We start from the raw sequence: 23,443 nt of genomic DNA, 5'->3' as shown, positions 1-23,443 counted from the left end.
GGTCATGGAATCCTCCCAGACCTCGAACCCGCTTTCCACCCTCCGCGTTGGTACTGCTTTTGATGCCCACCAGATCCAGCCGGGCAAAGAGTGCTGGATCGCTGGCATTTTTCACCCTGATCAGGACGGCTGTGAGGGCCATTCTGATGGCGACGTAGTCAGCCACGCCATCGTGGACGCGGTGCTCTCGGCCGCAGGCTTGGGCGACCTTGGCTCGTTTGTTGGCGTCGGTCGTCCGGAGTATGACGGTGTGCGCGGTGTGCAGTTGTTGCAGGAGCTCAAGTTGCTTTGCGACGCCAAAGGCGTCACCATCATCAACGCCTCCGCCCAACTGATCGCGCAGACCCCCAAGATGTCGGCGGTGCGCGAGGAGTGCCAGCAGGTGTTGAGTGAGGCGTTGGGTGCGCCGGTGTCGGTGTCCGCGACCACTACGGACCACATGGGTTTTACTGGCTCCGGTGAGGGGCGCGCTGCGATTGCGACGGCGCTGGTCAAAGTAGGGTAAGAAACGTGCAACAAAAGATTTTTGACACTGCCACCAAAACGCTTCGAGATTTTGAGCCGCTCAAGCCCGGCCACGTCTCCATGTACGTGTGCGGAGCCACCCCGCAATCGGCCCCCCATATTGGGCATTTGCGCTCTAGTGTGGCGTTTGACATCGTGCGCCGCTGGTTTTTGGCCAACGGCTATGACGTGGCGTTTGTCCGCAACGTCACCGATATTGATGACAAGATTTTGAACAAAGCCGCCGAAAACAACCGGCCCTGGTGGGAGTGGGTGTCCACCTATGAGCGCGAGTTCACCCGCGCCTATAACGCGCTTGGCGTGATGCCGCCGAGTACGGAGCCGCGCGCCACCGGGCATGTGACGCAGATGGTCGATTACATGCAGCGCTTGATTGACAAGGGCTTTGCCTACGCCTCCAAGGGCTCGGTCTATTTCGACGTCAACGCTTGGGTCGAGGCCGGTGGGGACTACGGTTCGGTTTCGGGTAATAGGGTGGAGGATTTGAGGGGTGAGGGGGGCGTCGATAAGCAAAATGCCCTGGACTTCGCCCTGTGGAAAGCAGCCAAGCCGGGCGAGCCGCACTGGCCAACCCCCTGGGGCGACGGGCGGCCCGGCTGGCACTTGGAGTGCTCAGCGATGTCCACCTGGTACCTGGGTCCGGAGTTTGACATCCACGGCGGCGGGCTTGACCTGCAGTTCCCGCACCACGAGAACGAGCAGGCCCAGTCGCACGCGGCGGGCGATGGCTTTGCCAACTTCTGGATGCACAACCACTGGGTGACCATGGCAGGCGAGAAAATGTCCAAGTCTTTGGGCAACGTGCTCTCCCTGGACGCCATGCCGGTGCGCCCGGTGGAGCTGCGCTACTACCTGGGCTCCGCGCACTACCGCAGCGTGCTGGAGTACTCGCCGGAGGCACTCCAGGAGGCGGCCGCGGGCTACAAGCGCATTGAGGAGTTTGTGAAGCGCGCAGGCTACCCTGAGCCGACAACCTGGACCGATGCGTTTGCGGCCGCGATGTGCGATGATTTCGCGGTGCCGCGCGCGCTGGCGGAGATCCACAACACCGTGCGCGAAGGCAACAAAGCAAAAGACGTTGAGGCGGTCACCGCCGTGGCGGCGCAGGTGCGTGCGATGGCGGCAGTGCTGGGCATCGACCCAGGCCAGTGGCGTGAAGACGCTGCGGGTGACAGCACCAAGGCACTCGACGTGCTGGTGGGCGCGGAGCTTGAGCGACGTGCAACGGCGCGCGCGAATAAGGACTGGGCCGAGGCGGACGCAGTGCGTGACAGGCTGGCAGCGGCTGGCATCGAGGTCACGGACACCCCCGAGGGACCGAAATGGGAGATGAAGTAAATGGCGAAACCGTACGGCCGCCCCGATAAGCAGAAGAAAAACAAGAAGGGCGCAACAAAAGGCTCTGGCGGGCAGATCCGCCGCGGGCTGCGCGGCAAAGGTGCCACGCCCAAGGCGGAGGACCGCGTGTACCACGCGGCGCACAAGCGGAAGTTGGAGCAGCAGCGTCGGAATCAGGGTCGTCACGAAAAGGAGCAGGCTGACCTGGTGGTTGGCCGCAACCCGGTGGTGGAGTGCCTGCACGCCAAGGTGCCTGCAGAGGCCCTCTACGTGGCGTTTGGCACCGGCCACGATGACCGTCTGAGCGAAGCTGTGACCTTGGCAAACTCCCGTGGCATCCCGGTGCATGAGGTGCCGCGCCAGCAGCTGGATGACATGACCGGCAACGGCATGCACCAGGGCGTGGGCTTGAAGATTCAGCCGTACAAGTACGCGGACGTCTTTGACCTGATCGCTAGCGTGAAGGAGCGTGGCGAGACCGGCATGTTCGTCGTGCTCGACAACATCACGGACCCGCGCAACCTGGGTGCTGTGATTCGTTCCACGGCGGCGTTTGGTGGCCACGGTGTGGTGATCCCGGAGCGTCGCTCCGCGCAGGTCACGGGTGTTGCGTGGCGTACCTCCGCCGGTACTGCGGCGCGCCTTCCGGTGGCTCGTGAGACCAACCTGACGCGCACCATCAAGCAGTTCAAGGACAACGGCTACATGGTCGTGGGCCTTGACGCAGGCGGGGAGCACACCCTGGATACGTTCGACGGCGGCACGGACCCCGTGGTCATCGTGGTTGGCAGCGAGGGCAAGGGCATCTCGCGCCTGGTGCGTGAGAATTGTGACGTGATCATGTCCGTGCCTATGGCGCCGTGGGTGGAATCCCTCAACGCCTCGGTTGCTGCAGGCGTGGTGCTCAGTGAGTTTGCCCGGCAGCGTCGAGGAAACGCGTAAGCAGCTGCGCCCCGGTCACCTTGTCGGTCCCCGGTCCCAACCGAGGGTCTAGTTGCTTATCGACGGGCACGAGATGCCCCACCCCCGCCACCGACACCAACCTCACCGGCTGGGCGCCCGGGGCGTTCCAGGTGTCTTCCGTGTACCCGTCATGCTGCGTGTGGGTGTGCTGCGTTTCGGCACCGTTGTAGCGCGCCAGGCGCCTTGCGGAATCCATGGCGGACATTGTCTCCCCGCGATTCGCGTTGCCAATGCCAGACATACCGCCCTGGTAAGGCACGAGCGGGTCCTCGGTGCCCTGGACAATCAGCAGCGGGGTGGGGGTGAAGGGGGCGGAGAGTTCGATGACGTTGGCGTCGATAGGCAAAGAAGCCCCAAATAACGCTGCTGCCTCGAAGGTGATTGGTGACTCCCACAGAAGCCTGAGCACCATCTGCCCACCATTGGAAAACCCGCAGGCGATAACCCGGTCGAAGCGGCCAGCCAGCGCGGTGAGAAAACCCACGTCATCGATGTTGTCGCGGCGGGCACGCTCCTGAAACCCGACCCGAAGATCGTTGAAATGATGGTGGTAGCCATCCGGGTACACCACCGTCGGGCCGAGGCCCTCGAACTGGCGGTTAGTAAAGTTACGCACCACCGACGCCGACTGGCGCGAACCGTGCAAAAACATGATCGCCGTGCCCGGGTCGCCGTCGATTTGAATCCAAGTGCGCTCAAGCCCGCCGTAGTCCATGGAATGCCGCATGGCACGCGATACTATCGGCTGCATGCCGTCTCTTGCTTCACTGGCCGCAGAACTAGGCGTTTCACGCACCACAGTGTCCAACGCCTTCAACAACCCAGACCAGCTTTCAGAGGCGCTGCGCGAACGAATCCTGGCTGCCGCGAAAGCCCAAGGCTACGCAGGCCCCGACCCCATGGCGCGTTCCTTGCGCACGCAAAAGACCGGGGCCGTTGGGGTGGTGCTGACGGAAGAGCTCAGTTTCGCCTTCGAGGACCGCGCGTCTGTGGATTTCCTCGCCGGGTTGTCTTCCATCAAGAACTACTCGCTGACCCTGATCCCCGCGTGTGCGAGCGTGCATGATGCGATTGTGGACGGCATCGTGGTCTACTCCGTCCCCGAACACGACCCCCAGCTGCAGCAAGCCATCGCCCGCGGCCTGCCACTTGTTGTGTGTGACCAGCCGAAACAGGTCGACGCCCCGTTTGTTGGCATCGATGACTACACGGCGATCCAGTCCGCAGCCCATGCGCTGAAGGCTGCCGGGCACACGCGCGTGGGCATTTTGGCTAAGCGCATGTTCTCCACGCCGTTCAACGGGGAGGTTGCTGACGTTACTCTGGCAGACCTGGAGGTACAGCGCGCCCGCGTCGAAGGAGCACGCGCCGTGCTGGGCAACGTCCCCGTGGTCACCCGCCACCTCAACGACATTGACTCCGCCGCCGATGGTGCCCGCGAACTGCTCGCCCGCCACCCGGACCTCACCGCCGTGTTGTGCACCACGGATTCCATGGCACTCGGCGTCCTCGCTGCCTACGGTGACCGCGTGCCCCATGATCTCTCAGTCACCGGGTTCGATGGCATTGAGGCAGCAGAGCTTCGCAGCTTATCGACGGTACGCCAACCCAACCACCTCAAAGGCACCACCACCGCCACCCTTCTCAGCGATCTCCTCGCCGGAGATTCGCCGAGTTCTACTGGGAGCTCTTCCGGGATTTCTACCCGCGTGCTTCTGGATACCGAATTCATCCCCGGCGCCACCATCACACCCCCACGCACGGACTGACCCAACGTGAGAGACCTAGCGTGAAAGACCCAGAGTTAGAGCTTGCGCAGGGTGATGATGGGGGCGTCCACAACGTCCGGGTCGACTTTCACTAGGGAGAGGCGGGAGTTGGGGTGGACGTTGACGTCGAAAAGCAAACCAGGCTCCAAAAGGGAAGCGAGCTGCTCGTGTGTGTAGAGGCGGCCGCCGATGCAGTCGACGTCGGTGCGTGGCCGCATGTCGATGCTATCGATGGTCAACTGCTCATCTTCCAGCGTGACCTGGGCGGTGACGAGAGCGCAGGGGGTGGTGCCGTGCACTGTGTTGCCGGACAGGGAGAAGTTGGCGGAGCCGTGGGCGTCCGGCGGCAGGTCACCCGGGACCGAAGGATCGGTGTAGACCGCAGTGACCTGCCAGATGTCCTCCTTGGCGCCGCATGCGCTCAGCGTGAGCGCCGCGGCAGCCGCAAGGGCGTAAAGCGCACGCGCCATGACTACTCGGTGGTGGTCGTCTTCTTTGCAGCCTTCTTGGCTGCCTTCTTCACCGTCTTCTTGGTGGTTTTCTTGGTCGCCTTCTTAGCGGCCTTCTTCGCAGTCTTCTTGGTGGTCTTCTTTGTCGTCTTCTTGGCTGTCTTCTTCGCGGCCTTCTTTGCTGCCTTCTTCGTGGTCTTCTTGGCAGGTTTTGCTGCCTCGGCCTCGGCCGCTTCCGCTTCAAGCTGCTCTGCGTAGCGCTTGTACACAAAGCCCTTCGGCTCCACGCCAAGCATGGACATGAGGGTCACGCCGTCGAAGAAGTCCTCCGCGTAGGTGGCCACGATCCGACGTGCGCCTGCTGCGGTCTGCTCCTCCATCTCAAGAACAGCATCGGGTGCGGGCCGCGAGTCCGTGATCTTCGGTGGCACTAGGGATTCCTCCTTGGACGTTTACGAGATACTCCGGCCATGCTACCGAAGGTCATCCGCCCAACGCGCTTCAGTGCACGATATGGCAGATATGTTTGCGGTGCGCGCAGCTTGCGGGCGATCCATTCGCCGAAGACTACACCGCCGGCCAGAGCCATGCAGGTGGCGATTGCCATGAAGATGTTAGTCAGGCCGACAACCATTTGCTCGTTCATCACCGCGTACATGCCGCGGTAGATGCCCGAGCCCGGCAAGAATGGGGTCACACCGGCAACGGCGGTGATCACCGGGCTGATCAGGTAGCGGCGAGCAATCAAACCGCCGGCGAGGCCGATGACGATGGCGCAGGCAGTGGTTGCAATGAAACGCCCAGTGCCAAGCGGCAGCAGGAACAGGTAGTACATTGCGGAACCTGCGCCCGCGGTGAGGAATGACAAAAATACCGCGGGTTTTTCCGCGAAGCAGGTCACGGCAAACGCGCCGGCTGCCGTGGCGCCACCGAGGATGCGCCACACCACGGAATCCAAAGACGGCTTGCCCAGCATCGTCTCAATTGGCGGCAGGCTCACGCCCACCAGATTTGAAAAGTAGAGCCCCATGGCCACGCCGGCGACAATGCCCCCGGTGAAAAGGACTGTTTGGAAGAAGCGGGCGGAGGCGGTGACGGGGGAGCCCGTTATGCCGTCGAGAAGCGACTGCACCAGCGTCAAACCAGCAAGCAACACCACGATGCCCGAGGCGATGACCTGGCTGGGCACGATGGTGTGGCCGATGTGTGCCGAGAAGTCATAAAACACCGCCGCGGGGATGGTGGCTAGGAAGCCGCCGATGACGCAGTGGAAGAAGTATGGCAGCGAGTTTCTGGACAGGACTTTGTTGAACCCCATGATCAGAAACGCGGTGATGCCGCCGATCAGTGACATCAGCCAGTCGCCGCCAAGCAGGATGGCAACGGCCGCGCCCATGACAAACCAGCCAGCGAGGAAGCGGGTGTTGCGGTATGGGATGGGCGAGTGATCAATGTCGTCCAAGATCTTCTCGGCCATCTCGGGCCGCGTCGCGCCGGCACGGATGGAGCGGATTAGCCGGTCAGCTTCCTGCAGCTTGTGGTAGTTCTCACTCATCATGGTCACCACACGGAAGACGGTGACCGGGGTTCGCTTCTCCTTACCGACGATCACCGTATTCATCGTGATCGTATTCACCGTAATATCCACGTGGCAGTAGTGAAGGCCATACGAGGAGGTCACGGTACGGATCTGGGCAATCGCGTCCGAGGACGTCGTGCCGTTCGCAATCAGAATCTCCCCGATGCGGGCCGCGATAGTCATCACAGCAGCGACCTGCGTCGGATCCGTCAGGACGACAGGTGCCAGCACACTCGGCGGCGGAGAAGTTCGTGCAGCGTCAATTGTGGCCACGCGTTGCCGCGAGCCGCGCAGCATGTCCCACATTGATTTCACCCGTCAAACCCTAGCCGATGTAACAATTTCCGGTTTCGTTCTGTAGGCTGTCTCCCATTGCTGGAGTGGCGCAATCGGTAGCGCAACGGTCTTGTAAACCGTAGGTTGCGAGTTCAAGTCTCGTCTCCAGCTCCATTTCTTTTTTGGGGCGGGTGTGTCTGGGGTGGGGTCGTTGGGGGTGCTGGGGGTTGAGCACTCCAACTGAACATCGCGGAACTTCCTGTTGCGCATGCAGTAAACGTTCAGGAAACGTACAGTCTGTGGGTGTTAGATATCTGTGAGATACGCGTTTGAGCAGTTACCCAAACAAAACCCAAACGCGAACCCAAGCAGAAACAAAGAGGAGATGACCCCACACATGGCTGAGAATCCGGCTGTAAAGGTGCTTGTTGTTGATGATGAGCCGAACATTGTTGAGCTTTTGACTGTGTCCCTGAAGTTTCAGGGTTTTGAGGTTGAGAGCGTGACGTCAGGTCAGGAGGCGCTTGAGTTGGCGCGTTCCTTTAAGCCGGATGCGTACATCCTGGACGTGATGATGCCGGGGATGGATGGCTTCGAGCTCTTGACCACGCTGCGCGCTGAGGGGTTGGATGCGCCGGTGCTATTCCTCACCGCGAAGGACGCCGTGGAGGATCGTATCCACGGCCTGACCATTGGTGCGGATGACTATGTGACCAAGCCGTTCTCCTTGGAGGAGGTTATTACTCGCCTGCGTGTGATTTTGCGTCGCGGAAACGTGATGGAGGATGAGAAGGGCGACGGCACCCTGCGTTATGCGGACCTGACGCTCAACGATGAGACGCATGAGGTGACCAAGGCTGGCAAGATCGTGGACCTTTCTCCGACTGAGTTCAACCTGCTGCGCTACCTCATGCTGAATGCGGAGGTTGTGGTGTCCAAGGCGAAGATTTTGGACAACGTGTGGCACTACGACTTCGGTGGCGATGGCAATGTGGTGGAGTCGTATATTTCGTACTTGCGTCGCAAAGTAGACCAAGGCGAACAGCAGCTGATCCACACCGTGCGTGGTGTCGGCTACGTGCTGCGCACCCCGCGCCAGTAACACGCCACGACGCAGTCAATGATTCTTTCCAAGTCTTACGGCCAGAACACCCCGCTTCAGAAGAAGCTGGTGACGGTGGTTGTGGCCGTGTCCTTGCTGGCGATGCTGCTCAGCTTTGTCACGGTCTACCTGCTGATGCGTTCGCTGCTGTACCAGCGTGCGGACGATCAGCTCGAAGACGGTTTGGATACCTGGGTCGGCCAAACCGCATGGCTGCCGTCCTATGGTGCGCCGAGCGATTTCCACCAGGGGATGCTGTTTCCTGGCTACACGCATTTGTGGGAGCCGGCCTATAGTGCGACGCCGCCGGACTACACGCAGCTGCGCAGCTTCAACAAGGGACAGACCATTGGCTCCCAAGACGGTGCAGACTTCAACCGGCAATGGCGTGCCATGAAACGCCAGGAGCCGGACGGCACTGTGAAGTTCGTGGCCAAGAAGTTGGACCAGGAGCGCAGAACGCTGACAGCGCTTGCAATTGCTGAGACCGCGATTGGTGCGTTGGCCATGTTGGGCATTGTCTATGTGGCTCGCAGCCAGGTGGATCGGGCGCTGAAGCCGTTGCGGGTGGTCGAATCCACCGCACTGGCGATTGCAGCAGGCGAGCAGTCACGCCGCGTCCCCCGCTGGTCCCGTGAGACTGAGGTTGGCAAGCTCTCTTACGCCATGAACACCATGGTGTCGCAGCTGCAGGAATCCGTGAAGGAAGCAGAAGCGAAAGAGGAACAGATGCGCCGCTTCGTCGGTGATGCGTCGCATGAACTGCGTACTCCGCTGACCAGCGTGCGCGGGTTCGCAGAGCTGTACAACAAGGGTATGGCGCCGGACGCGGACATGGTGATCCGCAAGATCGACGAGGAATCCGCCCGCATGCAGCTGCTGGTGGAAGACCTGTTGGCGCTCACCCGTGCAGAGGGAGCGCGCCTGAACAAGCGTGAGGTAGACATGCTGGAGCTGACCGCCTCGGTGGCAAGCTCGCTAGGCGCGGCGTTTCCGGATCGTGTGTTGCGTATCAACCACGATTGCAGCCGCCCGCCTGTGGTCAACGGCGACCCGGACCGTCTCTACCAGGTGTTGACCAACCTGATCACTAACGCGTTCAAGCACGCCGGCCCAGACGCGGAAGTCACCGTGACGCTCAGGGAGTACCTAGACCGGGTGTCTATAGATATTGCAGACAACGGCATCGGCATGGATCCGAAGGATGCGGCGCACATCTTTGACCGCTTCTACCGCGCGGACACCTCGCGCACGCGCGGCACCGGCGGCGGCTCAGGTCTGGGCCTTGCCATTACCAAGTCACTGATAGAGCAGCACGACGGCACGATCAGCGTGAAAACCGCGCCGGGCGAGGGTTCAACATTTACTATTTCGCTGCCAATGCCAGCTGCTAAGCCTGCTTAGCAATTGCCTGCCTCAGCGCTTCGGCAACCTCGTCCATCTTGGAGGGGTCCGTGGCGTCTGCGGCCATGACGTTAGCCAGGTTGTAGCCGCTCATGTCATTGGCAGGGAAGACGTGGATGTGGGTATGCGGAACCTCAAAGCCGGCAATCAGGTAGCCGGCGCGCTCACTGCCGCATACTTCGAGGACGGCTTGGCCGACTTTCTGCGCGACGTCGTTAAGGTGAGCCCAAACCTCCGGGGAGAGGTCGGTCCACTTATCCACCTCTTCAACCGGCACGACCAGCGTGTGGCCGTACGCAATCGGCTCGATGGTGAGGAAGGCGACGACGGTCTCGTCGCGGTAAACAAAGCGGCCGGGAATCTCGCCGGCAATGATCTTGCTGAATACGGTGCTCATGCTTGCCCAAGCTACCTGTAAATTTGTCTGTATGCGCATCCTTGTCATCGGTTCGGGCGGCCGTGAACACGCCCTGCTTGCAGGTTTAGCCAAAGACAGTTCCGTTGAACTTACTGTCGCGCCGGGCAACGCCGGGATGGCGTCTTTAGCCACGGTTCGTGACGTTGACGTGAAAAACCCAGAGGACATCGTGGCGTTGGCGAAAGAGATCAACGCTGAATTGGTAGTTATCGGTCCAGAGATCCCGCTGGTTGCCGGGGCGGTAGACGCTCTGGTGGCGGCGGGAATTCCTGCCTTTGGGCCGACGAAACAGGCGGCTCAGCTTGAGGGGTCGAAGGCGTTTGCAAAGGACGTCATGGCGGCGGCTGGTGTGCGTACTGCGCAGGCGCGTCGTGTGACGGTGGAGGATGAGATTGATGCCGCGCTTGATGCGTTTGGCGCGCCTTACGTGGTTAAGGACGATGGTCTTGCTGGTGGCAAGGGCGTTGTGGTGACGCATGATCGCGAGGAGGCGAAGGCCCACGCACAGGCGGTGATTGCGGCGGGCAACCCGGTGCTGATGGAGTCTTTCTTGGACGGCCCGGAGGTCAGTCTGTTCTGCCTGGTGGATGGTGAGACGGTTGTGCCGCTTCTGCCTGCGCAGGATCATAAGCGTGCTTATGACAACGATGAAGGCCCGAATACCGGTGGCATGGGCGCGTACTGCCCGCTGCCGTGGCTGCCGGAAGGCGGGGTGGAGCGCATCGTTGATGAGGTTGCTAAGCCGGTTGCAGCTGAGATGGTCAAGCGCGGCATCCCGTATAGCGGCCTGCTCTATGTGGGTGCGGCGTGGGGTGCCGAGGGGCCGTCGGTAGTGGAGTTCAATGCTCGTTTCGGTGATCCGGAGACCCAGCCGGTGCTCAGCTTGCTGGAGACCCCGCTGTTGGAGCCGCTTTGGGCAGTTGCTTGTGGACGTCTGCGTGAACTCCCACCCCTGCAATGGAAGCCCGGCTACGCCGCGACTGTGGTGTTGGCGGCGCAGGGCTACCCGGCGCAGCCGAAAACCGGCGGCGTGATCACTGGCGAGGGCCTGGATGATCCGACCCGCGTGCTGCACGCAGGTACCGGCAGAGATACTGACGGCCAGCTGGTGGCCACGGGTGGTCGCGTGCTCAACGCCCTAGGCCAGGGCGAGACGCTTGAGGCCGCTGTTGCCAACGCCTACGAGGTTATTGACGCGATCAACCTGGATGGTGCGCATTACCGTCGTGACATTGCTCGTCCCGCTATTGATGGAAGGATCACCCTAAAGTGAGTGCCGTGAAACCGAATAACGCCAATGTTTTGAGTAACCGCTACGCCTCGCCGGAGATGGCGACGCTGTGGGCGCCTGAGCATAAGATCATCCTGGAGCGCCAGCTGTGGATTGCTGTGTTGCGTGCGCAGGAAGCTTTGGGTGTGGAGGTCGCCGAGGGTGCGATCGAGGCGTATGAGCGCGTGATTGACCAGGTGGATCTGGATTCCATTGCGGCTCGTGAGAAGATCACCCGCCATGATGTGAAGGCGCGTATTGAGGAGTTCAATGCGCTGGCCGGTTTCGAGGAGATCCACAAGGGGATGACCTCGCGCGATCTGACGGAGAACGTGGAGCAGCTGCAGCTGTACCGCTCACTGGAGCTGACGCGTGATAAGGCGGTGGCGCTGCTGAAGGCAGTGGGCAACCGTGCGGGTGAGTACAAGTCGTTGGTTATGGCTGGCCGTTCCCATAACGTGGCGGCGCAAGCCACGACGCTGGGCAAGCGCTTCGCGTCCGCGGCTGATGAGATTCTGGTGGCCATTGAGCGCATTGAGGAGCTTCTGGGCCGCTACGCCCTGCGTGGCATTAAGGGCCCGATGGGTACCGCCCAGGACATGCTGGATCTTTTGGGTGGGGATGAGGCGAAGCTGGCCCAGCTTGAGCAGGGCATTGCTGAGGGTTTGGGCTTTGAGCGTGTCTTTGATTCGGTGGGCCAGGTCTACCCGCGTTCCTTGGACTTTGACGTGGTCTCTGCGCTGGTGCAGTTGGGCGCTGGACCGTCGAGCCTGGCCACCACGATCCGCCTGATGGCCGGCAATGAGACGGTAACCGAGGGCTTCAAGGAAGGCCAGGTTGGTTCTTCCGCGATGCCGCACAAGATGAACGCCCGTTCCTGCGAGCGTGTTGGTGGTTTCCAGGTGATCCTGCGCGGTTATCTCACCATGGTGGCTGACTTGGCTGGCCAGCAGTGGAATGAGGGCGACGTGTTCTGCTCCGTGGTGCGCCGCGTGGCGCTGCCGGATGCCTTCTTTGCCATCGACGGCCAGTTGGAGACCATGCTTACCGTGCTCGATGAGTTCGGTGCATTCCCGGCGATGATTGGCCGCGAGCTGGACCGCTACCTGCCGTTCCTAGCAACCACCCGCATCCTGATGGCCAGTGTCCGCGCGGGCGTTGGCCGTGAGACGGCCCACGAGGTCATCAAGGAAAACGCGGTTGCCATGGCGCTGGATATGCGTGAGCGTGGCGCGGAGCAGAACCTGGTGGAGCGCCTTGCCAAGGACGAGCGTCTGCCGCTGACTCAGGAGGACCTGGAGGCGGCGCTGGCGGACCGCCACGCATTCATCGGCGCGGCGGAGTCCCAGGTGGATCGCGTGTTGGCGCATATCCAGCAGGTTGTGGACGCCCACCCGGAGGCCGCCCAGTACCGCCCGGGCGACATCCTGTAGCCGCAAGCTACTCCGGCAGTTACTCCCAGGTCACCGTCTGCGTCGCCGTGCGCAGGCGGACTCCGGTCGCTGGAATGCCGTATAGGCCGTCCCAGCTGGCCACGTAGAACTCAAACGGGGTGCCCACCTCTAGCTCGCCGGTGTAGCCGTGGGGTGGGGTTTGGGGGCCGCAGATGGAGGCGTCGTCAAGATAGTTCGCCTCTAGATCACCAGCCACGGCGCTAAAATTCGGCACTGCCACCGTGACGTCCACTGGGTAGTCGCCGATTTCCTGAGGCGTCATGGTCACCGCAAAGCACAACACCTCGGGGAAGGTGGGGGTTGCGGCTTTGAGCTTTGGCTTTGCGACGTCCACGTTCCACACCACCGGCACCCCATAGCGCACATCACGCGTCACCACCTCGGCGCTTTTGCCGAAGGAGCGAGTTTGGGTTTCTGCCCCCGTCTCCCCGATGGATTCGGCATATGGGGGAGGGGGTGTGCAGGAGGTTAGCGTGAGCGTCGATAAGCAAAAGGCTCCAACCGCCCACCTGCGCAATCTCATGAGCGGGAGCCTACCACCGTGAAAACCTGCCCAAGGGCATACACTGTGACGCATGCCCGCAGATCTTTCTGATTACAAGCATATTTCTGGCGGTAAAGTACGCGAGATCTATGAAGTAGATGACCAAACGCTGCTGATGGTGGCGTCTGACCGCATTTCAGCCTTTGACTTTTCGCTGGAGCCAGCGATCCCGGACAAGGGACGCATCCTTACAGCCACGTCGATGTTCTTCTTTGACCTGCTTGAAGGCGTGCCGAACCACCTGGTTGGCGGCGTGGAGGACCCCCGCATCCCGGAGAGTGTTCTGGGGCGTGCGATGGTGGTGAAGAAGCTGGACATGGTGCCCTTCGAGTGCGTGGCCCGCGGCTTTCTCACCGGCTCCGGCAAGAAGGAATACGACGCCCGCGGCAAGGTGTGCGGCGTTGCCCTGCCGGAGGGTTTGGTTGAGGCCTCAAAGCTGCCGGAGCCGATTTTCACCCCCGCAACCAAGGCGGAGCAGGGTGACCACGACGAGAACGTCACCTTCGAGTACATGGCTAACAAGCTGGGCGCGGAGCTTGCAGAGAAGCTTCGTGATCTGACGCTGCAGGTCTACACCACCGCCGCCGAGCACGCGGCGGAGCACGGCATCATCCTGGCGGACACCAAGCTGGAATTCGGCCTAGACGCGGACGGCACGATTGTCTTGGCCGATGAGGTGCTGACCCCGGATTCCTCGCGCTACTGGCCCGCTGATTCCTACGAAGTGGGTAAGGTGCAGCCGAGCTTTGACAAGCAGTATGTGCGCAACTGGCTGACCGGCCCGAAGGCGGACTGGGACCCGGCTAGTGGCGTGCAGCCGCCGGAGCTGCCGGGTTCTGTGGTGGAGGCAACTCGGGATCGCTACATTGAGGCCTATGAGCGCCTCAGTGGGAAGCGTTTCGCGGATTGGCCGGGGGCGTAAATGGCTGATTCCCAGGCACGGCTCCAACCACCACATGCTGCGAAGCAGCCGTACACGCGCACCTTCCACGGCCGCGAGTTTGTAGATAACTACGAGTGGCTGCGTGAGAAGGAATCCCCCGAGGTCATTGCGCACTTGGAGGCGGAAAACTCCTACACGGAGGCCATGACCGCTAACTTGGCTCCGCTGACGGAGAAGGTCTATGAGGAGATCAGGTCGCGGGTGAAGGAAACGGACATGTCCGTGCCGCGTCGCCAAGGTAACTGGTGGTACTACGGCCGCACGGTGGAGGGCAAAAGCTACGGCATTTCTTGCAGGGTGCCGGTTGAAGGCGACCCGTGGACCCCGCCCGAGGTTACCGACGACATGCCTGGCGAGCAGGTGCTGCTGGACAGCAACGAGCTTGCGCAGGGCCATGAGTTTTTCGCGCTTGGTGCATCCTCGGTGTCTACCAGCGGCAGGTTTTTGGCGTACTCCGTGGACACGGTGGGAGATGAGCGGTTCACGCTGCGTATCAAAAACCTTGACACCGGCGAGCTGTTAGAAGACCAGCTGGAGAACGTGTTTTACGGCGCGACCTGGGCAGGTGAAGACTACCTGTTCTACATCCGTGCGGATGAGGCGTGGCGTCCGTACCAGGTGTGGCGCCACCAGGTGGGCAGCTCCGAAGAAGACGTGCTGGTCTACCAGGAAGACGACGAGCGTTTTGCTGTCGGTGTGGGTGCAGACCGCGCGGAGCGCTACCTGTTTATCGCCGCGTCTTCCTCGCTGACCACGGAGTATCGCGTGGTGCCGGTGGCAGATCCGACCGCCGTCCCGCAGGTGTTGTGGCCGCGTGAATCCGGTGTTGAGTACAACGTGAACTTCGCCGAAATCGCAGGCCAGGAGCATTGGGTGGTGACCCACAATGCGCACGGACCGAACTTTTGCGTGGCGTTAGTTCCCACAGGGGAGCTTCCCAAGCTTGCCGACGCCCACGTGATCACCCCACACCGCGACACCATCCGCATCGAAGGCGTGGACACCTACCGCGATTTCGCGTTCATGGAATACCGCCGCGGCGGCATCTCACGCCTGGCCGTGGCGCCGCTGGGGGAGAGCTTCGGCGCGTTCGAGGAGCTGGAGTTCAGTGAGGAGCTCTACACCGTGGGGCTGTCCGGCAACCCGGAGTGGGACGCACCCGTGGTGCGCGTGATCTACACCTCGTACACCCAGCCTTCGCAGCTTCTGGACTACGAGGTGGCCACCGGTAAGTTCACCCTGCTCAAAGAGCAGGAGGTTGAGGGCGGCTACAACGCGGATGACTATGAGGCGTTTCGCGTGTGGGCGCAGGCTCCGGATGGGGCGCAGGTGCCGGTGTCGGTGGTGCGTCGTAAAGCAGCAAGCGCTGATGCCGCACCGCTGTTGCTGTACGGGTATGGCTCCTACGAAGCCTCCATGGACCCAGGGTTCTCCATTGCGCGGCTGAGCCTGTTGGACCGCGGCATGATCTGGGCGTGCGCGCACGTGCGCGGCGGCGGCGAGATGGGCCGACAGTGGTACGACAACGGCAAAATGCTGCACAAGACCAACACGTTCACGGACTTCATTGCGTGTGCGGACAAGATGGTTGAGCTGGGCTTAACCACGCACGAGCAGATGGTTGCTGAGGGCGGTTCCGCAGGCGGCCTGCTCATGGGTGCGGTGGCGAACCTGGCCCCGGAGAAATTCGCAGGCATCCAGGCGATCGTGCCGTTCGTGGACCCGCTGACGTCCATTCTGAAGCCCGAGCTGCCGCTGACAGTTGGGGAGTGGGAGGAGTGGGGCGACCCGTACCACGACCCTGAGGTGTACGACTACATGGCGACGTACGCTCCCTATGAGAACATCCGGGATGTTCAGTACCCGCCAATTCTTGCGGTGACCAGTCTGAATGACACCCGCGTGCTGTACGTCGAGCCCGCCAAGTGGGTAGCGAAACTGCGCGAAGTCGGCCGCGGCGGGCCGTTCCTGCTGAAAACGGAGATGTCCGCCGGCCACGGTGGTGTGTCTGGGCGCTACGCAAAGTGGAAGCAGACCGCGTTTGAGTACGCATGGATGCTGGTGACCGCGGGTGCGGTGGATACGGGTGATCTGGCTAGCTGAGATAGCGAGCGCAAGTGGGAAACCTGTGCGAAACTGATCCCTATGTCTGGCCGTCTGCTTGTTTCTGTCTCTTCGATTTTTAGCGAAACACTCGACGGCGTCCGCACCCTCGTTGACAATCTCGACCATGCGGGCATCCCGGTCTCCCTGCTGGTTGCCCCGCATATCGACGCAAAATGGCACCTCGCCAAAGACACCACCACCCGCACCTGGCTCAAAGAGCAAATGGGCACCCGCGCGGTGCTGCTCAACGGGTTCGATCAGGCGGTGCAGGGTAGGCGCGCGGAGTTTGCCACGTTGCCGGAGCATGAGGCGCGGTTGCGTCTCAAAGGAGCGACGCGGCAGATGGAATCCCTGGGCTTTGCGTTTGACATGTTCGCGCCCCCGCGCTGGCAGATGTCTGAGGGCACTCTGGCCGTGCTGCCGGATTTCGGCTTCGGCTTGGCGGCTTCTACCGCCGGGATCCACCAGCTGCGCACCGGCGAGTTCACGCAGTGCCGCAACCTGTCCCTAGGCGAAGGCTTTGGCGCGGCGAAGTGGTGGCGACGCAACATCATGAAAGCCGCCGTGCGCGGCGCGGAGCGCGGCAACACGATCAGGCTTTCGGTTTCGGGTCGTGAGCTAGGGGAGAAGAAAGTGTGCCGCGACTTTGTGGCTGCCGCCCGTGCGGCCGTGAGCGCAGGTAGCGTGCCTGCGGACTACCGCGCGTACCTTTAGCGCGCTCTGATTCGCGAGTCCTTCATTCGCGCAATAACCCGGCACACCAAGTAAATGCCGAACGAGATGAACGCCACGAACACACTCACCGGCACGCCCGGGGCGAGCGAAAGGACCATGCCGCCAACCGCGGCAGCCTCAGCAAACAGGATGGACAGCCACACCGCACGCACTGGGTTGGCAGTGACTTGAGCGGCGGCCGCGCCGGGTGTGATCAGCAGCGACATGACCAGCAGCGCACCGACAATCTGCACCGACTGCGCGGAAGCGATACCCACCAGCACCGCGAACATCAACGCCATGGTGCGCACGCGTACGCCGGAAGCAGCGGCCATCTCTGGGTCGGCGGATGCGAACAACAAAGGCCGCCACAGTGCGGCTACAGCGATGATGACCAGCGCCGTGGTTGCCGCCAGCAGCCACAAGTCCTGTCCCGTCACGCCGACGATCTGGCCCGTAAGCAGGGCAAGCGCCCGGTTAGCGTTGCCGGGGTAGAGATGAATAAACAGCACAGATAAGCCCATGCCGAAACTCATGACCACACCCACGGCTGAGTCTTGCTGGCCCTTCAAACCCAGCGCTGCCAGGACGAGGGCCGCGACGATCGCCCCCACAATCGCACCCGCCCCCACGTTGATGCCAACCAGCAGTGCGGCAGAGGCACCCATCAGCGCCAGCTCACTGGTGGCATGCACCGAAAACGACATCTGGCGAAGCACAATGAGCGGCGCCATTACCCCAGAGAGCAACCCCAGCAGCGCACACGCAACCAGTGTCGCCTGGACAAAATCCAGTTGCAGTAGCTCTAACGTGGTCACAGGACCACCAGCTTTCCGCCGACTTCAGCAACGTCGACGTGGGTGCCGTAGAGCTCGCTGAGCACGGAGGAACGCATGACCTCGCCAACCTCACCAATCACATGTCCCTCAGGGCCGAGATATAAGACGCGATCCACCACGCCCAACACCGGGTTAATCGAGTGAGTCACGCACACCACGGCAGCGCCCGATGCGACAAACCTGTCTACGGCTTCTCGCTGTTTGGAGGGGTCGAGGGAGAGCAGGGGTTCGTCGGCAAGCAAAAGCTCCGGATCTTGTGCAAACGCCTGGGCCTGACGAATCAGCTGCTGCTGGCCGCCCGAAAGCGTGCCCACGCGCTGATCCGCAAACGGTGTGGCACCGACGCGGTCAAGCAACGCATCAACCCGCGCGCGATCAGCACGACCCCGGTGATTGACCGCAAGCGAGACCAAATCACGCCCACGCATGGGTAAATCACGCGGAAACATCCGCTGCTGCGGAATCAACCCCACTCGGCCATTGGTCTCTACCGAGCCATGTGTGAGCTTGCGCGTTCCCAAAATCGTGCCCAGCAGCGTGGATTTGCCCACGCCATTAGGCCCGAGCACCGCGAGGAACTCACCACCGTCAAGCTCAAAATCCAGGCCGTGCCACAACGGGTCGACGGCAGCGTCAGTGAATCGAAGGATCACGGAAAAGCAGCTTAATTGTTGAAGCGCGGAAGCTCCGTGTCCGGGCGAGGCTCAGCCGCATTCACGATCGACTCAATCTCATCAACTACCTGTTCAAAGTAGTCCAGGAAGTTCATGCCCTCCGGCGGGGTCTCGCGTATCTCAACAATCGGCAGGTTGTTGTCCTTCGCAGCCTGCGCCAGGCGATCCGTAGCGCTGTTGGTGCTCTGCGGGTTGACCACAAGGAAGTCGAGGAAGCCACTCTCAATCAGCGCGAGGGTCTCCGCGACGGCGGAAGCGGACGGCTCTACCTCATTAAGCGTTGCCAAAAGGTAGGACTCCGGGGTGATGTCGTGCAGCTCAGTACCCCAGATCAGCGGCGCGGCAATCGGCTCAGTCATGGCTAGGTGGACGTGCTTGAAGGAATCCAGACGCTGCTGAATGGCATCCATGCGAGCCACCACGTCATCCGCGGAGCCGCCGGTACGGTCAGCTACCTGCGTTGCCACGTCCTTGACTTTGCTGGTGGCGAACCACACGTGCTCCAGCTCGTCCATGGACTCAGGGATGGTATCGATCCAGCCGTGCTCGTGGTCGTGGCCCTCGTGGTCGTGACCTTCGTGATCATGATCGTAACCGTGATCGTGCTCATGATCATGGTCGTGCTCGTCGTGCGCGTGCGGCGGCACCGCGAAGATCACGCGATCTTGCTCGGCTACGCGGTAGATCGCCTGGTCGTAGTGGCCGCCGTTGGCAACCACAAGGTTCGCAGCCTTGACGCGCGCGAGGTCCTTCGCGGCGGGCTCGAAGTGGTGGGGGTCGATGGAGGCGTCGCTGATAATGGCCTCAACATCGTCGCCCGTCACCGCAGCCGCGACATCGGCCCAGACATTGGTGGTGGCAATGATGTCTGCCGCGTTATCACTTTGGCTTTCAGAGGAGCAGCTGCTTACCGACGCCCCAACCAACGCCACCGCCGCCACAACCGCCAAACCGGGAATCATTTTCGTTTTGTGCATGCGGGCGATTAAACCACTACTGAAAACGGGTTTCAATTGAAGGGTAGTTTTGCGGGCACTTGAGACGGTGTGCGGGATGGGGTGTGTTCACGGCCTGAGGTGCGGGTGCGCCTTTTTGGGGCTGCGGCAACACGTTGCCAAACCGGTGATATCTGCCACAGCTGGCCGGCAATTGCCGGGTTCAGGTGTTTCGGACTGCCGCGAGCTGCTCCAGGCTGGCCCTGCTCTTGGCAGACAAAAATGTCGTCTAGCAGCCACATGGAGCGCTAGACGACAAATGTAATTACTGGGAGGGATTACTTGGAGGACCCGCTGTCGGTGGAGCAAGCCGCAGCGATCGTAGCGATTGCCGCAACCGCAGCCGCTGTTACCGCCACACCGCCAGCGATCTGTAGGTCTTGCTTGCTGATCGGAAGCGGATCGATCGTGCTGCTGATCTGCTCCTTAACCGGTGCCAGCGCCGGGATATCCATGGTGGCCGCAAGTCCGAGCGGGATCAGGGCCAACAGCGGCAGGGATACACCAAGCGCAGCCGGCAAGCAGCGCTTATTGCTATCTTCGCTCGGCGTCGTCGGGGTGAGGCCGTCCTTACCGTCGGCGCCTTTGACCTTGCCCAGGTTCTGGGTGGTGCCGTCGGTGTAGGTCAGGATCAGCTCACCGTTTTCGTTGACTTCTGCGTTGGTTACGCCGCGGCCGTCCTTGCCGTCCTTGCCATCAGCGCCGTCTTGACCGTCAGCGCCGTTGGCGCCGTCTTCACCATCCTGGCCGTTGGCGCCGTCCTTACCTGGCTGGCCTGGCTGGCCCGGCTGGCCCGGTTCGCCTGCCTCGCCGTCCTTTGCGTCCTGGGTAACCTTGCCCAGGTTCTCGGAGGTGCCGTCGGTGTAGGAGACGACCAACTCGCCATTGTCGTTGATCTCGAAGGATGTGACGCCACGGCCATCCTTGCCGTCTACGCCGTCCTGGCCGGGGGCGCCGGTGTCACCCTTGTCGCCCTGGTCGCCCTTCTGGCCGGGGGCGCCGGTGTCGCCCTTGTCGCCCTTCGGGCCCTGCTCGCCATCCTTGCCGTCGACACCGTCTTTGCCATTAGCGCCGTCTTTGCCGTCCTGGCCGTCAACGCCGTCCTTGCCATCCTGACCGTCTACGCCGTCCTTGCCGTCTACGCCGTCCTGGCCTGCGGCGCCGGTGTCACCCTTATTGCCCTTATCGCCCTTCGGGCCCTGCTCGCCGGTGACGTTGCCAAGGTTCTCGGTCTCGCCGTTGTCGTAGGTGACGACGAGGTTGCCGTCCTGAATCTCGGCCTTAACGATGTAGCGCGCCTTCGGCTTGACGTTCACCACAACATCAACGGTCTCAGAGCTGCCGTCTGGGTAGGTCACCGTGATCACGCCAGTCTGGTTGTCGCCAGCGGTGTTGGTGTCCACCGGCGTGGTCCACTTGAAGGTCGTTCCCTCGGGAAGTTGGTCGGTGTTGGTGATGGCGGTTGGGGCGTCGGTAAGCGAATCGCCCTGTGCAACCGTGATTTCCTGGACCTGGGGATCGTGCTTGTCGGCGTCGGACTCGGACGAAGAAGCTGCCTCGCCGAAGCCGACCTTCACCGGGTCATGGTCGGAGGAGCGGAATGGGTTGCCGTAGCCGTACAGTGGGTCGTCGCCGTCGCCGAAGAAGTCCTGGACGTTGTAGAGGCGGCGGGAGTACTCGAACGAGTTCGACTCATCGCCGTTAATGTTCCACACCGCAGAGTCCTTGATCAGCTTCTGCGCTGCCTCGTTAGCAAGGATGTGGTCAAGGGAACCCAGCTGGCCGCTGAATTGGTAGGACGCCTGGTCGAAGTCGCGCTCGGACTCCACGATGCTGAAGCCGCCCTGTTCGAAGACACCGATGGCGTCTTCCTTGGAGTATGCGTTGAAGTCGCCAACCAGGAACGTCGGAAGCGTAGCCCACTGGGACTGCTCGTTGAGCTTGCGAAGCAGCGCCTCGGACTGCTGTGCGCGCAGGCGTGCGTTGTTGCCCTGGCCATCACCGGTGTCTTCGTCGCCCTTGGCAACGGAGCCCTTGGATTTGAAGTGGTTGACCACGGCCACGAAGTTGTCGTCCTCATCGTTGCCGATGGTGTTGAACTCCTGGGCGAGCGGCTGGCGGGCGGTGCGGGTGAACGCGGAGTCGTCGAAAATGATCGACTCACCAACCGGCTCCACCTTCGCCGGCTGGTAGATGAACGCGACGCGGATCACGTCCTCATCGGTGCCGAGCTTCTGCGGGGACTTCACCAGATCCCACTTATTCGGCTGCTTCTCATTCAGCGCGTCCACAAGGTTCTGCAGCGCCTCGTCGCGCTTCGACTTATTGCCGGTCACGCTGTAGGTGTTTTCGATCTCAGAGAGGCCAAGCACGTCAGTGTCCAGCTTGTTAATTGCGGAAACAATTTTCGCCTGCTGATCCTGGAACGCCTTCTGGGAGAACGCGCCGCGGACCTTGCAACGGTTCGTCGCGATCGGAGTGCCGTAAATGTCGTTGTAGGCCTTGCAGCCCTTCTCGTCTTCACCCAGGCTGCTGAAGTAGTTCAGCACGTTGAAGAAGCCGATGGAGTAGTCACCCTCAACAGTGTCCGGCACGTCGTAGGAGGTCTTGCGGGAATCCTCCCACGTGATCGGCAGCTCCTCTGCCGCATTTTTGCCGGTGATCGGCTGCAGCGGCTGGAATCGCCACTTGTCAAAGGAGTAATCCACAACAACGTCAGTTTGGAACTGCACCTGGTCGCCCGTGCGGATGGATTTGATGCCGTTGTCAGAGGTCAAGATGTACGGCAGCGGGGTGTTCTTGTCGGTGCGGAAGTAGTCGCGGGTGCGGCCGTCGTCAAGCGTGACAAGCTCCAGATCCTGCTGCTTCTGCAAGGTGGTTGCGGGTGCACCCGGCGCAACCACATCCGTCGGGGTGCGGTGGGCGCGCTCACCCGGCGCAAGGCCCAGGTCACCGGTGGAATTGAGGGTGTAGTTGTTGGTCACCGTGTAGGCGCCGGTCGGGCGGACCAGCATGCCCTCGTACGGCTCGCGGGCATCGTCGCCGGCCGGCAGGGTGTCGATCGCGGTTGCCTTCGGCGCCTCAAGCGCCTCGCTGAGCTTTTCAATCGCGGAGAGCGTGAGCTGGGTCTGCTTGTAGTACTCGCTGACCTTGCCGGTCACGCGTATCGACGCCCCACGCTCCGGAAAACTCTGCCCACCACCCACATAGACGAAAATGCCGTCAGACGCATCGCCCGGGTTCTTCGCTGCACCGCCGCTACCTGCGGTTTGGAGGAAGAAACCGTTCTTGCCGCCCTCGTCATACACAGCCGTGACGACGCCCTCCGTAGTCACCGTCTGCCCCTCCAGCGGGGAAGCGGCGCCGGTGCCCTGGATCTCTGCGATCGGGGTGATCTCGCCGGGTTGCGGCTGCGGAGTGCCCGGGTTCTCCGGGTTTTCGGGCTGCGGTTTTTCGGGCTGCGGGGCTGCTTCATTGCCCGAGTTCTGCGGGGTCGGCTCAGCCACGATGAAGTCCGCCGCGTTGTTGTCTGTGTCCACGCCTACCTGCGCGCGCTGGACGGACTCGGAGTTGCTCGTGCTTGCGGCAGAGGTGCCCTCTGGCTTGCTCGCACCGCCCCAACCGACTCGGTCAACTTCGCCGCTCGGGCTGGTTAGGACGGCAATTGCACCCTTGGCGCCGAAGTTGAACTCTGCAACCTGGTCAGGTGTAGGCAGGCCTGCACCCTTATCTGGAGTGCCCTGTCCCTGAATAAGGAAAAAGCCACCGGCGGGGACAGTGCCCTTCAAGAAGACTTCTGCGCCCGTGTTGCCTTTGGCGGACTGCTGGTCCAGCTTCCAACCGGTCAGATCGATGTCCTGGTCGGTCGGGTTGTACAGCTCAACAAAGTCGTGGCTGTACTTCGAGCCGGAGTTACCGCCGCCGCCGTAGACCTCATTGATGACAACGTTGGAGCCGTCTGGAGCTGCAAGAGCAGTTGGCGTGACGACGGATACGGTACCTGCTGCCAGCGCAATCGCGAATGCTGCGCTCAGGCTTCTGCGTGGAAAAGACATGGAGACCTCTTCGGGAAACTGAACAA

Annotated in this window: 21 protein-coding genes and 1 tRNA gene; 12 read left to right on the top strand and 10 right to left on the bottom strand. The window is 61.9% G+C overall.

Going from position 1 to position 23,443, the window contains the following annotated elements:
• Positions 1 to 4: 4 nt before the first annotated feature.
• From ispF to rlmB, 3 genes are read left to right on the top strand one after another with little or no spacing between them, the layout of a single operon-like run.
• Positions 5 to 505: a 2-C-methyl-D-erythritol 2,4-cyclodiphosphate synthase gene (gene ispF, locus I6I71_RS01065; protein WP_201821591.1), complete on the top strand. Its 501-nt coding sequence runs from the start codon at positions 5 to 7 to the stop codon at positions 503 to 505.
• 5 nt (positions 506 to 510) lie between these two features.
• A complete protein-coding gene (cysS, locus tag I6I71_RS01060; protein ID WP_201821589.1) occupies positions 511 to 1,863 on the top strand; it encodes a cysteine--tRNA ligase in 1,353 nt (450 codons plus the stop codon).
• Positions 1,864 to 2,805, top strand: coding sequence for a 23S rRNA (guanosine(2251)-2'-O)-methyltransferase RlmB (gene rlmB, locus I6I71_RS01055; protein WP_070494522.1), 942 nt, complete (start codon positions 1,864 to 1,866; stop codon positions 2,803 to 2,805). It begins immediately after the preceding gene.
• Here the strand turns inward: rlmB and I6I71_RS01050 are convergent.
• Positions 2,768 to 3,553 (bottom strand): CE1 family esterase, encoded by a 786-nt coding sequence (locus I6I71_RS01050; protein WP_101735048.1) that lies wholly within the window; start codon positions 3,551 to 3,553, stop codon positions 2,768 to 2,770. The genes rlmB and I6I71_RS01050 overlap by 38 nt on opposite strands.
• Here I6I71_RS01050 and I6I71_RS01045 point away from each other — a divergent pair.
• On the top strand, positions 3,552 to 4,595 hold the full coding sequence (locus I6I71_RS01045; RefSeq protein WP_201821587.1) for a LacI family DNA-binding transcriptional regulator: 1,044 nt from the start codon (positions 3,552 to 3,554) through the stop codon (positions 4,593 to 4,595). The genes I6I71_RS01050 and I6I71_RS01045 overlap by 2 nt on opposite strands.
• Before the next feature lie 35 nt (positions 4,596 to 4,630).
• On the opposite strand, the gene I6I71_RS01040 is transcribed toward I6I71_RS01045, so the two are convergent.
• The 3 genes from I6I71_RS01040 to thrE are packed head-to-tail and all read right to left on the bottom strand — an operon-like array spanning position 4,631 to position 6,929.
• The gene (locus tag I6I71_RS01040; protein ID WP_052206176.1) at positions 4,631 to 5,065 is read right to left on the bottom strand and encodes an META domain-containing protein; all 435 of its coding nucleotides are present in this window, start codon (positions 5,063 to 5,065) and stop codon (positions 4,631 to 4,633) included.
• 2 nt (positions 5,066 to 5,067) lie between these two features.
• Positions 5,068 to 5,475, bottom strand: coding sequence for a histone (locus I6I71_RS01035; RefSeq protein WP_201821585.1), 408 nt, complete (start codon positions 5,473 to 5,475; stop codon positions 5,068 to 5,070).
• Positions 5,475 to 6,929, bottom strand: a complete 1,455-nt coding sequence (thrE, locus tag I6I71_RS01030) for a threonine/serine exporter ThrE (protein WP_201823101.1) — start codon at positions 6,927 to 6,929, stop codon at positions 5,475 to 5,477. Before thrE ends, I6I71_RS01035 begins: the two co-directional genes overlap by 1 nt.
• A 68-nt stretch (positions 6,930 to 6,997) precedes the next feature.
• Here thrE and I6I71_RS01025 point away from each other — a divergent pair.
• The 3 genes from I6I71_RS01025 to I6I71_RS01015 all read left to right on the top strand — a co-directional run bounded on the left by I6I71_RS01025 (position 6,998) and on the right by I6I71_RS01015 (position 9,405).
• A tRNA-Thr gene (locus tag I6I71_RS01025) sits at positions 6,998 to 7,073 on the top strand.
• A gap of 223 nt (positions 7,074 to 7,296) precedes the next feature.
• Positions 7,297 to 8,001 (top strand): response regulator transcription factor, encoded by a 705-nt coding sequence (locus I6I71_RS01020; protein ID WP_052206543.1) that lies wholly within the window; start codon positions 7,297 to 7,299, stop codon positions 7,999 to 8,001.
• Positions 8,002 to 8,019: 18 nt separating this feature from the next.
• The gene (locus tag I6I71_RS01015; protein WP_052206181.1) at positions 8,020 to 9,405 is read left to right on the top strand and encodes a sensor histidine kinase; all 1,386 of its coding nucleotides are present in this window, start codon (positions 8,020 to 8,022) and stop codon (positions 9,403 to 9,405) included.
• Here the strand turns inward: I6I71_RS01015 and I6I71_RS01010 are convergent.
• Positions 9,392 to 9,802 (bottom strand): HIT family protein, encoded by a 411-nt coding sequence (locus I6I71_RS01010; RefSeq protein ID WP_070494519.1) that lies wholly within the window; start codon positions 9,800 to 9,802, stop codon positions 9,392 to 9,394. The two genes, I6I71_RS01015 and I6I71_RS01010, sit on opposite strands and share 14 nt — an antisense overlap.
• A gap of 31 nt (positions 9,803 to 9,833) precedes the next feature.
• Here I6I71_RS01010 and purD point away from each other — a divergent pair, with 31 nt between their 5' ends.
• Together purD and purB are read left to right on the top strand one after the other, a co-directional pair.
• On the top strand, positions 9,834 to 11,096 hold the full coding sequence (gene purD / locus I6I71_RS01005) for a phosphoribosylamine--glycine ligase (protein ID WP_201821583.1): 1,263 nt from the start codon (positions 9,834 to 9,836) through the stop codon (positions 11,094 to 11,096).
• A 56-nt stretch (positions 11,097 to 11,152) separates the two neighbouring features.
• On the top strand, positions 11,153 to 12,526 hold the full coding sequence (gene purB, locus I6I71_RS01000) for an adenylosuccinate lyase (protein WP_201823099.1): 1,374 nt from the start codon (positions 11,153 to 11,155) through the stop codon (positions 12,524 to 12,526).
• 19 nt (positions 12,527 to 12,545) lie between these two features.
• Here the strand turns inward: purB and I6I71_RS00995 are convergent, their stop codons facing one another.
• Positions 12,546 to 13,070, bottom strand: coding sequence for a hypothetical protein (locus I6I71_RS00995; protein WP_201821581.1), 525 nt, complete (start codon positions 13,068 to 13,070; stop codon positions 12,546 to 12,548).
• 52 nt (positions 13,071 to 13,122) lie between these two features.
• Here I6I71_RS00995 and I6I71_RS00990 point away from each other — a divergent pair, with 52 nt between their 5' ends.
• Genes I6I71_RS00990 through I6I71_RS00980 form a run of 3 tightly spaced genes read left to right on the top strand, consistent with a single transcriptional unit; the run spans position 13,123 to position 16,854 of the window.
• A complete protein-coding gene (locus tag I6I71_RS00990) occupies positions 13,123 to 14,013 on the top strand; it encodes a phosphoribosylaminoimidazolesuccinocarboxamide synthase (RefSeq protein ID WP_052206188.1) in 891 nt (296 codons plus the stop codon).
• Entirely contained in the window at positions 14,014 to 16,137 is a 2,124-nt protein-coding gene (locus tag I6I71_RS00985; RefSeq protein ID WP_201821579.1) for a S9 family peptidase, read from the top strand.
• A gap of 42 nt (positions 16,138 to 16,179) precedes the next feature.
• Complete coding sequence (locus I6I71_RS00980) at positions 16,180 to 16,854, top strand: DUF2334 domain-containing protein (RefSeq protein ID WP_201821577.1); 675 nt, start codon at positions 16,180 to 16,182, stop codon at positions 16,852 to 16,854.
• On the opposite strand, the gene I6I71_RS00975 is transcribed toward I6I71_RS00980, so the two are convergent.
• The 4 genes from I6I71_RS00975 to I6I71_RS00950 all read right to left on the bottom strand — a co-directional run bounded on the left by I6I71_RS00975 (position 16,851) and on the right by I6I71_RS00950 (position 23,417).
• The gene (locus tag I6I71_RS00975) at positions 16,851 to 17,672 is read right to left on the bottom strand and encodes a metal ABC transporter permease (RefSeq protein ID WP_052206196.1); all 822 of its coding nucleotides are present in this window, start codon (positions 17,670 to 17,672) and stop codon (positions 16,851 to 16,853) included. The genes I6I71_RS00980 and I6I71_RS00975 overlap by 4 nt on opposite strands.
• Positions 17,669 to 18,346, bottom strand: a complete 678-nt coding sequence (locus tag I6I71_RS00970) for a metal ABC transporter ATP-binding protein (RefSeq protein WP_201821575.1) — start codon at positions 18,344 to 18,346, stop codon at positions 17,669 to 17,671. The genes I6I71_RS00975 and I6I71_RS00970 overlap by 4 nt, the downstream gene beginning before the upstream one ends.
• 11 nt (positions 18,347 to 18,357) lie before the next feature.
• Complete coding sequence (locus I6I71_RS00965) at positions 18,358 to 19,344, bottom strand: metal ABC transporter solute-binding protein, Zn/Mn family (RefSeq protein ID WP_201821574.1); 987 nt, start codon at positions 19,342 to 19,344, stop codon at positions 18,358 to 18,360.
• Between the two features lie 296 nt (positions 19,345 to 19,640).
• Entirely contained in the window at positions 19,641 to 23,417 is a 3,777-nt protein-coding gene (locus I6I71_RS00950) for an ExeM/NucH family extracellular endonuclease (protein ID WP_236587338.1), read from the bottom strand.
• Between the last annotated feature and the right edge of the window lie 26 nt (positions 23,418 to 23,443).

Source organism: Corynebacterium riegelii (genome assembly GCF_016728505.1).
GTDB classification, from domain to species: domain Bacteria; phylum Actinomycetota; class Actinomycetes; order Mycobacteriales; family Mycobacteriaceae; genus Corynebacterium; species Corynebacterium riegelii.
This window is presented reverse-complemented; position numbering and strand designations above follow the sequence as displayed.

Excerpts from the sequence above, each read along its gene's own strand:
- I6I71_RS00965 (WP_201821574.1), bottom strand. The coding sequence starts at position 19,344 with ATGCACAAAACGAAAATGATTCCCGGTTTGGCGGTTGTGGCGGCGGTG.
- I6I71_RS01015 (WP_052206181.1), top strand. The coding sequence starts at position 8,020 with ATGATTCTTTCCAAGTCTTACGGCCAGAACACCCCGCTTCAGAAGAAG.
- ispF (WP_201821591.1), top strand. The coding sequence starts at position 5 with ATGGAATCCTCCCAGACCTCGAACCCGCTTTCCACCCTCCGCGTTGGT.
- I6I71_RS00980 (WP_201821577.1), top strand. The coding sequence starts at position 16,180 with ATGTCTGGCCGTCTGCTTGTTTCTGTCTCTTCGATTTTTAGCGAAACA.
- I6I71_RS01040 (WP_052206176.1), bottom strand. The coding sequence starts at position 5,065 with ATGGCGCGTGCGCTTTACGCCCTTGCGGCTGCCGCGGCGCTCACGCTG.
- thrE (WP_201823101.1), bottom strand. The coding sequence starts at position 6,929 with ATGTGGGACATGCTGCGCGGCTCGCGGCAACGCGTGGCCACAATTGAC.
- I6I71_RS00990 (WP_052206188.1), top strand. The coding sequence starts at position 13,123 with ATGCCCGCAGATCTTTCTGATTACAAGCATATTTCTGGCGGTAAAGTA.
- purB (WP_201823099.1), top strand. The coding sequence starts at position 11,153 with ATGGCGACGCTGTGGGCGCCTGAGCATAAGATCATCCTGGAGCGCCAG.
- purD (WP_201821583.1), top strand. The coding sequence starts at position 9,834 with ATGCGCATCCTTGTCATCGGTTCGGGCGGCCGTGAACACGCCCTGCTT.
- I6I71_RS01050 (WP_101735048.1), bottom strand. The coding sequence starts at position 3,553 with ATGCGGCATTCCATGGACTACGGCGGGCTTGAGCGCACTTGGATTCAA.
- I6I71_RS01020 (WP_052206543.1), top strand. The coding sequence starts at position 7,297 with ATGGCTGAGAATCCGGCTGTAAAGGTGCTTGTTGTTGATGATGAGCCG.
- I6I71_RS00950 (WP_236587338.1), bottom strand. The coding sequence starts at position 23,417 with ATGTCTTTTCCACGCAGAAGCCTGAGCGCAGCATTCGCGATTGCGCTG.
- I6I71_RS01010 (WP_070494519.1), bottom strand. The coding sequence starts at position 9,802 with ATGAGCACCGTATTCAGCAAGATCATTGCCGGCGAGATTCCCGGCCGC.
- I6I71_RS01045 (WP_201821587.1), top strand. The coding sequence starts at position 3,552 with ATGGCACGCGATACTATCGGCTGCATGCCGTCTCTTGCTTCACTGGCC.
- rlmB (WP_070494522.1), top strand. The coding sequence starts at position 1,864 with ATGGCGAAACCGTACGGCCGCCCCGATAAGCAGAAGAAAAACAAGAAG.
- I6I71_RS00995 (WP_201821581.1), bottom strand. The coding sequence starts at position 13,070 with ATGAGATTGCGCAGGTGGGCGGTTGGAGCCTTTTGCTTATCGACGCTC.
- I6I71_RS00985 (WP_201821579.1), top strand. The coding sequence starts at position 14,014 with ATGGCTGATTCCCAGGCACGGCTCCAACCACCACATGCTGCGAAGCAG.